The following is a 14,963-nucleotide window of genomic DNA, read 5'->3' on the forward strand; positions in this document are numbered from 1 at the left end:
AACCAGAATCAATCAAATTCATATAAATCTCACTTGCTTCTTTTTTCTTGTCTGCAAGTGCATAAGTTAATCCCGAATAATACAAATACTTTTTATTATCTTGTCCCGCAGCTTTCAGCAAGTTATAAACTTCTTGAAATTTAGGAGCAGCCTCAGCATATTTTTTTGCATTATAGGCCTCTAAAGCAGATTTATTTGCAGATTCGATAACCGGATTAATCGCGCCGCCCAATTTAGAAGTTAAAGTAGGATTGTAAGACTCTTCCTTTAAACCTTGTACACCAGATTCATCAGCCGCAACTTTTCCAACGTAATATACTTTGTTTTTCGAAGAATCTTTTCCGACATAGATTTTATTCTTTGACAGGTCATTAATCTTTGCTAAATAAGAAGCACCTTCTGCAGTTTTACCTGATTTTAAAAGCGCCAATCCTTTAGCATAATAATATTGCTCCAAAACAGCTGGTTCTAAGAGATAGGTTTTATTTCCCATAGCGCTTTCTGCTTGTGCAATCTGCGTATTTGTAGTAGCGATATCTCCAGCGTCAATTGCTTTAACGGCTGCTGCGATTTCCTTTTTTTGTCCAAATGCGAATGCAATTGTTAGCATTGCTGCGCTTAAAAATATTTTTTTCATTTTATTTTAATTAAGAATTTGGTTGATTTATTATTCTGCAGATTCGTCTTCTGAATCTTCACTTTCCTTTGGTTGATCGTTTTCTTCTGGTTGATTGTTTTCTGGCTCAATAGTTGAGTCTGTCTCAATCACTGGAATTTCTTGATTGTCTTCACCCTCGATTAATTCTGCTTCTTCAACAATTACTTCTTTGTCCATTTCTACTTTTGCGATAGCAGCGATTTCGTCATTCTTTTTCAAGTTGATTACTTTCACCCCTTGTGTATTTCTACCCATCACTCGCATTTCATCCATTCCCATTCTAATGGCGACTCCTGATTTGTTGATAATCATTAACCCATCTTCGTCGGTTACCATTTGAATCGCAATAAGATTTCCAGTTTTCTCGGTAATATTTAAAGTAATTACTCCTTTTCCACCACGATTAGTTACCCGGTAATCTTCTACTGCTGTCCTTTTCCCGTACCCTTTTTCAGAAACTACTAAAACAGATTCATTCTGCACATCGTTCACAACAATCATTCCAATCACTTCATCACCCTCATCTAAAGTAATACCACGAACACCAATGGAACCTCTTCCAACCGCTCTCGCTTTTTCTTCTGGGAATCGGATACATTTACCATTTTTGGTGGCAATCATAATTTCCGAATTTCCATCGGTTAATCTTGCGCCTAAAAGCTCATCATTATCTCTAATTTCAATGGCATTCACTCCATTGGTTCTTGGTCTTGAATAAGCTTCTAATGAAGTTTTCTTGATGGTTCCGTTTTTGGTAATCATCACAACGTTCATTTTATTGACATAATCCAAATCTTTCAAATCATTGGTTCGGATATAGGCTTTAATTTTATCATCAGGTTCGATATTGATTAAATTCTGAACCGCTCTACCTTTTGAAATTTTCGATCCTTCTGGAATTTCGAATACTCTTAACCAGAAACATTTTCCTTTCTCCGTAAAGAAGAGCATATATTGGTGATTGGTCGCCGCTACAATATATTCTAAGAAATCTTCATCCCTCGTCGTTGCGGCACGGTTTCCTACTCCACCTCTACTTTGAACTTTGTATTCTGAAAGTGAAGTCCTTTTAATATAACCTGCATGAGAAATCGTAAGTACCACTTTTTCGTCTGGAATTAGATCTTCAATTGACATTTCGCCACCTGAATAATCAATTTCCGTGCGTCTTTCGTCGCCGTACTTTTCTTTCATGTCTACCATTTCGTCTCTGATGATTTGATATCTTCTTGGTTCATTAGCCAAAATATCTTCCAAATCATTAATTAAAGCCATGATCTCTTCATATTCTGCACGAATTTTGTCGAGTTCCATTCCGGTCAAACGAGCCAATCTTAAATCTAAGATCGCTTGTGCCTGAATATCAGAAAGATCGAATTCGGTCATCAAACCATCTTTCGCTTCCGCAGGATTTGAACTGTGGCGAATAATTGCGATGGCTTTATCAAGAGAATCTTGTGTCCCAATCACTTTCATGAAACCTTCAAGAATATGCGCTCTTTCTCTGGCTTTTCTTAGATCATATTTTGTTCTTCGAACAATAACTTCATGTCTGTGTTCTACGAAATGAAGAATTAAATCCTTCACATTTAACTGTACCGGACGGCCTTTAACCAAGGCAATATTATTAACACTGAATGAAGTTTGTAATGCTGTATATTTATAAAGCATATTCAATACTACATTTGGTATCGCATCATTTTTAAGTTCGTAAACAACACGCATTCCTTGTCTGTCAGACTCATCACGGATTTCATAGATTCCTGGGATTTTTTCATCTTTCACCAATTCTGCAGTTCTGGCAATCATGTCTGCTTTGTTGACTTGATAAGGAATTTCGGTAACGATAATGGCATTTCTATTACCAATTTCTTCAAAACCTACTTTTGCACGAAGAACAACTCTACCACGACCCGTGTGTAATGCATCACGAACGCCATCGTACCCATAAATAATTCCACCTGTTGGAAAATCTGGTGCGATGATGTGCTTCATCAACTCATCAATCGTAATTTCTGGATTATCGATGTAGGCGCAGATTGCATCAATTGACTCCGTTAAGTTATGCGGCGCCATATTGGTCGCCATCCCTACAGCAATACCAGAAGTTCCGTTCACCAAAAGGTTTGGGATTTTCGTTGGCATAACGGTAGGCTCCGTCATGGAATCATCAAAGTTATTCTGAAAATCTACGGTATCTTTATCAAGATCTGCTAATATTTCATCAGAAATCTTTTTCAATCTTGCTTCAGTATAACGCATTGCTGCTGGCGGATCACCATCTACAGAACCAAAGTTACCTTGTCCGTCTACCTGAGGATAACGCAAACTCCACGGCTGCGCCATTCTTACCATCGCATCATAAACAGAGGTATCACCGTGTGGGTGATACTTACCGAGAACATCTCCTACGATCCTCGCTGATTTTAAATGTTTTCTGTTTGAAAAAACGTTCAATCCGTACATTCCGTAAAGAACTCTTCTGTGAACCGGCTTCAAGCCATCTCTTACATCGGGTAACGCTCTGGAAACAATTACCGACATCGAATAATCGATATAAGAGGATTTCATTTCATCAACAATGTTGATAGGAATTAACCTTTCTCCTTCTGTATGCATAATATTTTAATAAAATGAAAATCAAGCAGTTATATCTACACTTGATCTTTCTTATAATTCTGATTTTAATAACGTGCTAATTTACGAAAAAAATACCGATTTTTGCGCTTTAATTTCTTCATAAAATCATAAAAAAAGTTAAAAATAATGAGTGTTTTAAGCATTACCTTCCACACCACCGAAAGCATTAATAAAGAGTGGAATCATTACTTGGAAAACGACCTTCATCAAATGGTTGAAAATTTAATCGATGCCGAAAAGTACATCCTTTCTGAAGTTGAAAGCGATATGATCTCAGAAGGCAAAAACACGAACCTTCTTTTGATTTTTGAAAACGATGAAAAACGCCAGGATTTCATAGAAATCGAATTAACCAATATTACCGAGAGAGTTCAAAAAGAATTTGGCCAAAACATAATGATTTTTAAAACCTATTTGAATCCGAAAAAATCGAGATTTTAAAGCGTTCTAATTTAAAGCTAAGAAAGTAAACCATCCCTTTTTTGAGATTTTTAAAGCCATTAAAGAGCTGTTTTTTTTGATTTATTTTCATCAATTTAAGAAGTTATTATTTTTAAAACAACTCATCAATTAAAACCCCCAAATATCGTATTTGGGGGTTCATTTTATTTCAAAAAGTGATTTTATTTAATTCCTCTATCTGAATCGATATTTTAGCTCTTTCTGGACATTAAAATTCTTAAGACATACCAAAACAACAACATTACCGAAGAAAACAAAAGCAGCGCAGCGCCAACATACTGATCGGTAGAATACCCATCCTTTAACTTACTTGTTTGGTACAAAATACTTGCTCCTGCTAGAATGACCATTCCTACCGAAAACCAAAGTCCCAGATTGAAACCAAAAATAGCACCAGCAACAATCAATCCTAAAGAAATAAATCCTCCTACCACTATTGCGGTTCTTAAAAAAGAAAAATCTTTATTGGTCATAAAAACAACCGCAGTTAATCCAACAAAAAGCGCCAAAGTAATCAATCCCGCCTGTTGAATAATTTCAATACCTGAATAACTGGCGGCAATATAAATTAGTGGCAAAAAGATAACCGCTTCTAAAAGCACATAAAATCCTAAACCTGCATATTGTACTGTTTTGCTTTGTGATAAAGTCCATTTTTCGGATACATAAGAACCGAGCCAAAACAATCCTAAAATCCCGAGCCAAATAAATCGACCACCCAACATTTTCAGAATTAATTCTTCAGGAATAATCTTCAAAAGGAAACTTTCAACAATGATAAATGCCAAAATCGCCATGGCAACATGGGCATATGTTTTTTTGTAAAATTCAGCTCTTTCAGAGGCAGCGGCGTGAGAAATAACGACAGATGAATTCATTTTTTATTAATTTAATAACGAATATAGAAAAAATTATATTAAACTTAAAAACTCCATCGTATCCACATCGTCCGCATAAGTATCTAAGCCCGGATTTTGCGCCTCACCGAAATTTATAGAATCAAATCCCAATTCAGGTTTTGCAACAATTGCCTGGATGTCGTTTTTATTTTCATTAATGAAACTTTGCACTTCATTAATATCACTGTATCGACTAAAATTCAGCACAGAAAGTGGGGAGAACAAAGCGTCATCTTCTTTGAGCATCACGAAATTATTATCCCAAAAACGCTCAGCATTCAATAAATAAATTGCACGATTGTATTCGTAATTATTGGCGTATTTATGATGATTAATGACGTCTTTAAAATTCAAAAAGCTTTCGAATATTTGATCGATTAAAAAATCTTGCGGAATAAAAATCCGTGTCACATTTCGGCAACCAAGCCCAAAATATCTGAAAATATCTTCTGCCAAAAGTTGCAATTCAGCTTCCGTTTCATCCCCTTTTAGAATAGCGACCGAAGTTCTGTTTTTACGAATAATACTTAATGAATCTTTAAAATAATACTCCAGATATCTCGCTGTATTATTACTTCCTGTAGCTATTACTGCATCAAAATCTGTTAATCTTTCAACGAATTCAAATGGAATATTTCCTTCAGAAAACTCATTCCATTTATTTAATAAAAAAGGCAACATCGTTTTATCTTTAGAAGACAACTTAATCTTGGGAATATGTTGACTTAAAATTACTGAAATTACATCATGAAATCCTACCATTGGGATATTTCCCGCTAAAATTAATCCTACTTTTTTAGGAAATTTCGAAACTTGGTATTTCGAAAGCCATTTTTTAATATTATTTTCAGTGAGCAAATCCGCCCATTGATTTAAGGCGAATTTTTGATTTTCAATCGTAAACCACGAATTTTCAATTTCCGATTTTCTCAAAACGGCAGAAAAATTCATATCATCTTCATTAAAATTATCAGGATTTTTTTTAAGAAATTCTTTAATATAAATGCTTAATTTACAAAGTCCTGAAATTTGTTTTTCTACGTTCATTGTATGGGAAATTGAGGGATTTTTAGTAATTTTGTACAAATTTAAAAAAATAAGTAGCAATGGCTATTAAAATAACAGACGAATGTATTAATTGTGGCGCTTGTGAGCCGGAATGTCCGAACAACGCGATCTATGAAGGCGCGGTAGATTGGAAAGCATCAGATGGAACTGCCCTAAAAGGAAAAGTAGTTTTGAAATCAGGTTTATCTGTTGACGCTGATGATCCACAAGAACCCGTAAGCGACGATGTTTATTTCATTGTCACCGATAAATGTACCGAATGTATCGGCTTCCACGAAGAACCTCAATGTGCGGCAGTTTGCCCTGTTGATTGCTGTATTCCTGATGAAGACCATGTGGAATCAGAGGAAAGTTTACTCGAGAAAAAAGCCTTTTTACACGGAGAATAATTAAACTCGCTCACAAATAAATTGTGGGCGTTTTTTTTTCATATTTAACACCAATATCATTCAAGAATATCAACGACTTCGCTGCCGATCGAGTTCTTAAAAAAATCAAAAGTATGAGCAAAAAACACAATTTCAGTGCAGGACCATGCATTTTACCTCAAGAAGTTTTCCGGAAATCTGCTGAAGCGATTCTCGATTTTAACGGAAGCGGATTATCGATTTTAGAAATTTCTCATCGCAGCAAGGATTTCGTAGCGGTAATGGATGAAGCTAGAGCGATCGTAAAAAGACTGATGAACCTCGGCGATGAGTACGAAGTTTTATATTTAGGTGGTGGCGCCAGTTTGCAGTTTGCAATGGTTCCTTTTAATTTAATGAAATCAGAAAACGGAAAAGCGGCTTATTTAGACACCGGCACCTGGGCTGCAGGAGCAATTAAAGAAGCTAAAAAATTAGGAACAGTTGATATTGTTGGGTCTTCGAAAGAAGAAAATTATTCTTTCATCCCGAAAGGTTATCAAGTAGGAAACGAATATGATTATTTTCATTGCACTTCTAACAATACAATTTACGGAACTCAAATGAGAACATTCCCGAAAGTAGATCCGTTGATGGTTTGTGATATGAGTTCTGATATTTTCTCAAGAGTGATAGATTTTTCACAATTTGACTTAATTTATGCAGGAGCTCAGAAAAATATGGGTCCGGCAGGAACAACTTTGGTAGTAGTGAAAAAAGAAATTTTAGGCAAAACGGGAAGAGATATTCCTTCAATGTTGGATTATTCTTTACACATTGCTAAAGAATCAATGTATAATACGCCGCCAGTGTTCCCAGTTTATGCTTCGCTTTTAACATTACAACATTTAGAAAAAAATGGTGGAATCGCTGCGGCAGAAATAAGAAATGAAGCAAAAGCAAAATTATTATATGCTGAAATTGACCGTAATCCGTTATTTGAAACGTTTTGCGTAAAAGAAGATCGTTCGTTAATGAACGTCTCTTTTAAATTAGTCGATGAAAGTAAAAAAGAAGAATTCGATAACGCCTGGAAAGCTGCTGGGATCAATGGTTTGAATGGTCACAGAAGTTTAGGAGGTTACCGTGCGAGTTTGTACAACGCATTGCCAATCGAGAGTGTTCAGGTTTTAGTGGATGTAATGCAAAATTTAAAATAAATGATAGTTCTTGCTAATGACGGTATTTCAAAAGCCGGAGAACAACTGCTGAAAGAGGCAGGAATCGAAATTCTGGAAACCAAAGTTTCACAGGAACATCTCATTAATTTCATTAATGAAAATAAAGTAGATGTTTTATTGGTACGAAGCGCTACAAAAGTAAAAAGAGATTTAATCGACGCTTGCCCTGGTTTGAAAATCATCGGTCGTGGCGGCGTTGGTATGGATAATATCGATGTAGAACACGCGATTGAAAAAGGAATTTATGTTATCAATACCCCGAAAGCATCTTCTCGTTCTGTGGCAGAAATGGTTTTCGCCCACTTCTTTTCTTTGGCGAGATTCCTACACGAATCCAATAGATTAATGCCCTTAGAAGGTGAAACTCATTTCAAAGCATTGAAAAAATCATTTTCAAGCGCGGTGGAATTAGAAGGAAAAACTTTAGGAGTAATCGGTTTTGGAGGTATTGGAAAAGAAGTCGTGAAAATCGGAATCTCTTTAGGAATGAAAGTGAAAGTTCTTACAAGAAAACCGAAAACCGAAAAAGTTACTTTAGACTTTTTTGACGGACAAAAACTGCATTTCGAAATTTCTTCTGAAACAGATATGGATCAATTCCTTAGCGATTTGGATTTCCTAACCATTAATACACCGAAAACAGAGGACTATCTTTTAGATACCCCACAGTTTGAAAAAATGAAAGACGGCGTTTTTATCGTCAACACTGCAAGAGGCGGTGTCATCAATGAAGTTACCTTACTGGATGCCATCGAAAGCGGAAAAGTTGCAGGAGCCGCTCTTGATGTTTTTGAAAATGAACCAAGCCCTGAACTTGCTCTTTTAATGAATCCTAATTTGTCTCTGTCACCGCATTTAGCTGGGAACACCCAAGATGCCCAACAAAAAATCGGCAGAGAACTTGCGGAACAAATTATTGAAATTAAAAAGAAACTACAGTAGGATATGCCAACATTTAAACCATTTCGAGGAATTCGACCAAGTGAAGATTACGTAGATATTTTCCCAACACACCCTTTGGATAATTACTCTCAAGACGAGATTAATAAAAAATCTCAAATGGATTCTTCTTATATTCAGATGATCAAACCCTATGTGGTAAGCAAATCAAAAGATATCGACCGAAACCTTCGAAAAATCAGAACCAATTTTGAAGAGCTTTTAGATGATCGGAAATTATTGCAAGATAATTCGTCCTATTATTTATATGAACAAATCTTGCCTAATAAAACAGTATTCCGAGGCCTTTTAGGCTTGGTAAGTGTAGAAGATTTTAGAAATGGAAAAATAAAAAAACACGAATCTACGCTCACCTACAGAAAAGAAAAACTGGCTCATTATCTGGATAAAGTGAATATCCAAGCAGAACCCGTTTTGCTCACTTACTTGGCAAATCCGAAAGTAGAAATGCTCATGAATCATGAGGAAAAGAATGTCCCTATTCTTAACTACCTCGATGACAATGGAATCAGACACAAGGTTTGGAAGATTGATAATCGCTTGAAGATGCTTCAATTTAAAGAAGTTTTAGAGCAGATTGATTCGTTCTACATTGCCGATGGTCACCACAGAATTGGATCCGCCGCACTCAACGCAGAAAATCAAAAGAAAAAAAATAAAAAACATACAGGAACTGAACATTATAACTATGTCTTTAGTTTCATTGTTTCAAATCAATCGATAAAGATTCATGATTATAATCGACTTTTGAGTGATTTAAATGGATTGAGTGAAAAGAAATTCATTAAAAAAATTGAAAAGAATTTCTTAATTCATGAAAAAGGAAAAGAACCCTATTATCCTTCCCAGAAATTCCACATTTCAATGTATCTGGGTGGAAAATTCTATTCCCTCCATGTAAAACATGATTTACGAAAGCAACAAGGAGAAATGAATGATCTTGATCATTATTTATTAGAAGAATATATTTTTAAAGATATTTTAGGAATTGATGATGCAAAAACAACCGAGAAAATAACTTACATCAAAGGAAGTTCCAATATCGAAGGAATTAAAACCATCAAAGAACATGTTGATTCAGGTGAATTCAAAGTAGGATTCGGAATTTATCCTGTCAGTTTTAATGATTTATTAAAGATTTCCGATAACAAGATTATCATGCCTCCAAAATGTACTTATATCGAACCGAAATTGGTAACTGCATTAATAATGTATGATATGAAGCAATAACTTTACTTTTTGTTAATATTTTTTTCTAAATTTGAGTCTATCAATTTTGAAACCTTATGAAACATTCTATTATTAAAATACTTCCGCTCTTTTTGGGCGGATTTTTATTTGCACAAACAAACGCTGATTCCATTCAATTCAAAAACATTTCAGATGAAATATTGGTTAATGGTACAGCATACGAAAATTTGCGAGATTTAACTCAAAATATCGGTCATCGTTTAAGCGGTTCTGAAGCGTATGAAAAAGCTACAGATTGGGCGGTACTAAAATTAAAAGAAGCTGGTGCAGATAAAGTTTGGAAAGAAGAAGTGATGGTTCCTGTTTGGGAACGCGGCAAAGAATCGCTTCAAATAAAAGAAGGAAACGGCAAATGGAAAACTTTGAGAATGCTTTCTTTAGGAAATTCTGAAGGTACAAAAGGGAAAGATATAGAAGCAGAAATCGTCTTTGTAAAGAATAAAGAAGAATTTGACAAACTTCCTGATGCTGCAATAAAAGGGAAAATTATATTCTTTAATTATGCCTTTAATCAAAAATTTATTACTACCGGACAAGCTTATGGTGATGCTGGAATCTATCGTCGTTCTGCAGCTTCTTGGGCAGGAAAAAGAGGAGCAAAAGCCGTAATTATTCGCTCGCTTTCTTCAGCTTTAGATGATGTTCCGCATACTGGTGCGATGCGTTACGACGAAGACGATTCCGCAAAAATTCCGGCTGTTGCTATTGGACCAAAAAGTGCTGATGAGTTAGAAAAAACTTTAAAGACTCAAAAAGTAATCGCCAAATTAAACTCGAATGCAACCATGAAAGGCGACAAACTCACCTATTCAGTGATTGGAGAAATTACAGGAAAGAAAGATCATAGCGTCATTGTGGTCGGTGGGCATTTGGATTCTTGGGACGTGGGCGAAGGAGCGCAAGACGACGGTGCCGGAATTGTTCAAAGTATCGAAGTTCTGAGAACTTTCAAAAAATTAGGAATTAATAATAACCACACGATTCGAGTAGTTTGTTTTGCCAACGAAGAAAACGGCGTTCGAGGAGGGAATCAATATGCCAAAAATATTAAAAAAAATAACGAAAAACATCTATTCGCCATCGAAAGTGATGGTGGTGGTTTTACACCGCGCGGTTTTGGTTTGGTTATGAGTCCTGAAAAAAGAAAAGAAATTCAATCTTGGAGAAATCTTTTTTTACCGTACGGCATTCATAATTTTGAGATGCAATATGCAGGAACCGATATTGAACCGATGGAAAAACTCGGCGTTCCTTTGGCAGAACTCATTCCCGATTCACAAAGATATTTCGATATTCATCATTCCAACGAAGATACTTTCGATAAAGTAAATCGCAGAGAATTATTATTAGGAGCGTCTGCAATGGGACAGTTAATTTATATGGTCGATAAAAACTGGTAATGAGAAAACCTCCTATTCATAGAAGTTTTTGGAATGCAATTAAGGGATTAATTTGGATGCTAAAGTCTGAACGCAATTTTCAGATAGAAGTTTTGGCGCTAATCTTTAATCTATTTCTAATTGTTTATTTAAAAATTACTGAGATGGAAGCTGCTATTATTTTAGTGGTTTCCTTCTCGGTTTTAAGTTTAGAAATTCTGAATACCTGCGTCGAAAAAATAGGTGATATGATACAGCCCGATTACGATGAAAGAATAAAAATTATTAAAGATATTGCGGCAGGATCCGTATTCTTAATGGCAATTGCTTCCGTTGTTATAGGTGTTTTGATTTATTCAAAATATCTTTTTTAAACATCGTCTCATCATAAGAAATTTTCGCTGCTTGATAACCGATTTCAAATATTTCTTCTAAGCGACTTGCATTTCTTTCGAAAGTGCCATAACTCGCTAATTTTTTAGACGTGATAATCCAATCACAATACGAAAATTTATGAATTTCTGTACGGTGAGACATTAATTCATAAGCTCTCGTTGTAACCGCTTTTATAGATTGCAGATCTTCAATCTTTACATCCTGAACAGGCGAAACATAAACGCCAATCAGCTTCTCACAATCCTGATGAATAATGTCTGCAGGGAAATTATTCAAAACTCCACCATCGCTGTACATTTCGTCACCAACAATATAAGGAACCGTAATTCCGGGGATAGAACATGAAGCGATAACCGCATCTACAACTTTATTTTTTCCCTTGAATATTTTCTGTTCCCCAGAAACCAGTTCGGTTGCAATAATTCTAACATCTACTTCCAAATCACTTATCGTCATGTTTTCAAAAATTGGCGTTAGATAATCTGAAAAAACTAACGAAGAAAGAAATCCAGGTTTATTAAAAGTAAAATGACGCCAATTAAAAAAATAAACCGACTTAAAAAAAGCTAGGATTTCCTGCGGTGTTTTACCGATTGCGTACAGCGCACCAACAATAGAACCAGCACTGCAACAAGCCAAAATATCTGGTTTAATTTTTTTTTCTGCCAAAAACTTTAATGCTCCTGCATGAGCGACTCCTCTTGTTCCTCCGCCGGAAAGAACGAGTCCGAGTTTAAATTTTTTCATAAAGAAAAGGTAATAAAAAAAAAACAAAACCACAAGCCAAAGCCGTGGTTTTGTAGAGAAATTAAAAATGGAAAGTTTCTATTTTAAAAGGTATTCCTGCATAAATTTAATCACCGCTAATCTTTGAAAATCTACATTTTCTTTTTTACGGAAACCGTGACCTTCATTTTTAGCTTCTAAATACCAAACCGTATTTCCCTGCGCTTTTAATTTATCACGCATCTGCATCGCCTCCGTCACCGGAACTCTTGGATCGTTGGTTCCCTGGATAATGAACATTGGTTTTTTAATTTTATCCGTATTATTTAGAGGGGCAATCTTCGTAAAAAATGCACTCATTTTCGGATCACGTTCGTCTCCATATTCTACTCTTCTTAGATCACGCCGGTATTCTTCGGTATTTTTCAGAAAGGTATTAAAGTCAGAAATTCCTACGATGTCGACCGAACATCTGATTCTGTCTGCATATTCATAAGCCGTAGCCAAAGTCATGAAACCGCCGTAACTTCCACCCATAATCATAATTCTGTCCTTATCTAGTTCCGGTTGTTTTGCGATCCAATCCAATAAAGCACCGATATCCTGTACCGAATTCATTCTGTTGAAACCGTTGTCAGACGCGATATAGGTTTTGCCAAAACCAGAAGATCCACGAACATTCGGATAAATTAAAGCAACGCCCATTTCATTGGTATAATAATTATTTGCCCCTAAAGAAGACGCCATCGACTGACCTTCCGGTCCGCCATGAATATTAATCAACACCGGTCTTTTTCCTGTAAATTTCTTGGAAGCAGGATAATAGAATCCGGTGATTTTCATTTTGTCAAAACTCGTCCATTCGATGAGTTTGGGATGTGCCATATCGCTTTTCTGCATTTCTCCCTGTTCGCTGTCTGTCCATCTTTCGATATTTTTCGAGGCTAAATCCAGGCGGTAAATATCAGAGGAAGAATCATAAGTTGATTGCGAGAAAAAGAGCGATTTTCCGTCGTCCGTAAATTCAATATTATTGATTAAACCAACTGGTAAACCTTTTATTTCTGAATATTTTTTGGTTGCAGTATCCATTAAATACAACTTGTTCAAACCACTTTCATTGGTTTCAAAAGCAATTTTGGATTGGTCTTTGGATAAAGTATAATCAGAAACTTCCCAGGGAATGTCAGTGGTAAAGTAGGTGATTTTTTTTGTTTTTAAATTCATCAAAGCCAAGCGGTCAAACTCGTTATCACGGTCGGTGACAAAGTAAATCTCATCTGAATTCTTAGCAAATTTCGCACTGCTTTGAACGATCTGTTTTTCAGTTCTATCGGTGATTGGTTCCAGCTTTTTTGTTTCTGTATCTAATAAATACAGATAAGATTCGTTCGCTGAAACGTATTCGCTAATGATGAGTTTTTTACCATCTGCTGAAATATCACTGATTCCCCAGCCGCCCCCTTTCAATTCCAGAATCAATTTGGTTTGTTCAGGTTTTAATGGATTCATAAAATAAATATCCCGGTCGCCGCCATTTCTTTTGGTTGAAGAAAAGTAAAAACCAGAACCGTCTTTCTTCCAACACATTCCGCCGTTTTGGGATCTTCCGCCATCGGTTAGAAGCGTGGATTCCATGGTGTTTAAATCTAATCTAAAAAGCTGACCGAATTCGTTTCCGCCCATATCTTTTGAATACACCAAATACTTTCCTTTTGTCGGTTCATAATCTGCGGAATTCACAGGTTCATCAAAGAAGGTGATCTGTTTTCGGTTCCCCAAAGGATGGGACAAATGATGCAGTTGATTCGTTGAAGCAAATCGGGTAACCATGATCAACTCTTTTCCGTTGGGATGAATTGCGGTAAAGTTCGCTCCTCTGCTTTCCGAATATTTCTTAATTTTTTCGTTTAAACTTTTCGGGATCGCTGGAATATTCTCCGTTATTAAATTCTCATTAGGAACGACAATATCGTTTTTAGTTTGAGCAAAAAATGCGGCTCCAGTCAACAAAAAAACCGGAATAAAAGATTTCATATGCATATATAATAATTTGATGTTAAGATAGGAATTTTTGGGAATTAAAAAAACCACAATTTGGAGTTGTGGTTTTGTTTGTGACGACTCAAAGTCGAGAGACTTTGCCAGCGGGGGGTCGCACCAGCTAAGGGATTAAAGTTTATCGCTATCGGACGGAGCCGACCTACTTCTTATTAATATTGAAATCAAAAAGAATATTGAAATGAGCACAAAAATAAATGAAATAAAAATTTCAATAATAGATGCATGTCCAGTCTCAATATAAATCTTTTTATCTCTAAAGTACTGATGCAGTTTATTAAAAAACTCACCTATTAAGTATATTAAAGTTAAATTTAATAAAAATAATATTATAACTAAAATCCTCTTTTTCTTATTTGAAAATCTAATAAAAAACATTAAATTCAATGTTAAAAATACTATATCTGTAAGTAGAAATATTATTGTATTCATTATCTAATCTGTTTTTATGTTTAAAAATAGATTCCCATTTGGCAACGGCTTATTACTATTCAAATCGCCAATCAGTAATTCCGGTTTCTGTCCTTTTATCCTTCTAAAAACCAAATGAATATGACTCGTCATGATGCACCAAGCATGAATTTCTAAACCCTTTTCTTTTTGGCAAAATATCATACTTTCCAAAAATAAATCTTTATATTCATTCCGTGTAAACACATCAAGCCATCCAACAACTGCAAAACTGATAAAATATAAACCTTCAGGATTATGGAATTTATAGTTACGGCTCCTATAAAATTATTCTTTAATAAATATAAAAAAAATTTATTGAATTAAAAAAAATTCTTATTGCAATGGCCACACGAAAGGATTCGTGCCAGCGGGGATTATCTACAGAAAAATATTGCTGCATTATAATACAAAAACCCTCGCAA

At 35.4% G+C, this 14,963-nt stretch carries 12 protein-coding genes and 1 pseudogene; 7 read left to right on the forward strand and 6 right to left on the reverse strand.

Going from position 1 to position 14,963, the window contains the following annotated elements; all coding sequences use genetic code 11:
* Positions 1 to 637, reverse strand: a pseudogene (locus WBY99_RS01160) (hypothetical protein); the annotation flags it as partial.
* Between the two features lie 30 nt (positions 638 to 667).
* A complete protein-coding gene (gene gyrA / locus WBY99_RS01165; protein WP_423974516.1) occupies positions 668 to 3,277 on the reverse strand; it encodes a DNA gyrase subunit A in 2,610 nt (869 codons plus the stop codon).
* 147 nt (positions 3,278 to 3,424) lie between these two features.
* Here gyrA and WBY99_RS01170 point away from each other — a divergent pair, with 147 nt between their 5' ends.
* Positions 3,425 to 3,739, forward strand: a complete 315-nt coding sequence (locus WBY99_RS01170; protein ID WP_423974517.1) for a DUF4286 family protein — start codon at positions 3,425 to 3,427, stop codon at positions 3,737 to 3,739.
* 212 nt (positions 3,740 to 3,951) lie between these two features.
* Here the strand turns inward: WBY99_RS01170 and WBY99_RS01175 are convergent, their stop codons facing one another.
* Complete coding sequence (locus WBY99_RS01175) at positions 3,952 to 4,638, reverse strand: Bax inhibitor-1/YccA family protein (RefSeq protein ID WP_423974518.1); 687 nt, start codon at positions 4,636 to 4,638, stop codon at positions 3,952 to 3,954.
* 33 nt (positions 4,639 to 4,671) lie between these two features.
* Positions 4,672 to 5,706: an acyl-CoA reductase gene (locus WBY99_RS01180; RefSeq protein ID WP_423974519.1), complete on the reverse strand. Its 1,035-nt coding sequence runs from the start codon at positions 5,704 to 5,706 to the stop codon at positions 4,672 to 4,674.
* 59 nt (positions 5,707 to 5,765) lie between these two features.
* Between WBY99_RS01180 and WBY99_RS01185 the strand changes: the two genes are divergently transcribed.
* From WBY99_RS01185 to WBY99_RS01210, 6 genes are all read left to right on the forward strand, one after another.
* A complete protein-coding gene (locus WBY99_RS01185) occupies positions 5,766 to 6,116 on the forward strand; it encodes a 4Fe-4S binding protein (RefSeq protein WP_423974520.1) in 351 nt (116 codons plus the stop codon).
* Positions 6,117 to 6,229: 113 nt separating this feature from the next.
* Positions 6,230 to 7,294, forward strand: a complete 1,065-nt coding sequence (gene serC / locus WBY99_RS01190; RefSeq protein ID WP_423974521.1) for a 3-phosphoserine/phosphohydroxythreonine transaminase — start codon at positions 6,230 to 6,232, stop codon at positions 7,292 to 7,294.
* Positions 7,295 to 8,257: a D-2-hydroxyacid dehydrogenase gene (locus WBY99_RS01195; protein WP_423974522.1), complete on the forward strand. Its 963-nt coding sequence runs from the start codon at positions 7,295 to 7,297 to the stop codon at positions 8,255 to 8,257.
* Positions 8,258 to 8,260: 3 nt separating this feature from the next.
* Entirely contained in the window at positions 8,261 to 9,505 is a 1,245-nt protein-coding gene (locus WBY99_RS01200; RefSeq protein ID WP_423974523.1) for a DUF1015 domain-containing protein, read from the forward strand.
* A gap of 56 nt (positions 9,506 to 9,561) precedes the next feature.
* Positions 9,562 to 10,926 (forward strand): M20/M25/M40 family metallo-hydrolase, encoded by a 1,365-nt coding sequence (locus WBY99_RS01205; protein WP_423974524.1) that lies wholly within the window; start codon positions 9,562 to 9,564, stop codon positions 10,924 to 10,926.
* Entirely contained in the window at positions 10,926 to 11,279 is a 354-nt protein-coding gene (locus WBY99_RS01210) for a diacylglycerol kinase family protein (protein ID WP_423974525.1), read from the forward strand. Before WBY99_RS01205 ends, WBY99_RS01210 begins: the two co-directional genes overlap by 1 nt.
* Here WBY99_RS01210 and WBY99_RS01215 read toward each other — a convergent pair.
* The gene (locus WBY99_RS01215) at positions 11,242 to 12,048 is read right to left on the reverse strand and encodes a patatin-like phospholipase family protein (protein WP_423974526.1); all 807 of its coding nucleotides are present in this window, start codon (positions 12,046 to 12,048) and stop codon (positions 11,242 to 11,244) included. The genes WBY99_RS01210 and WBY99_RS01215 overlap by 38 nt on opposite strands.
* 78 nt (positions 12,049 to 12,126) lie before the next feature.
* The gene (locus tag WBY99_RS01220) at positions 12,127 to 14,064 is read right to left on the reverse strand and encodes an alpha/beta fold hydrolase (RefSeq protein ID WP_423974527.1); all 1,938 of its coding nucleotides are present in this window, start codon (positions 14,062 to 14,064) and stop codon (positions 12,127 to 12,129) included.
* Between the last annotated feature and the right edge of the window lie 899 nt (positions 14,065 to 14,963).

The organism is Kaistella sp., assembly GCF_049588135.1.
In the GTDB taxonomy this organism is placed as follows: Bacteria; Bacteroidota; Bacteroidia; order Flavobacteriales; family Weeksellaceae; genus Kaistella.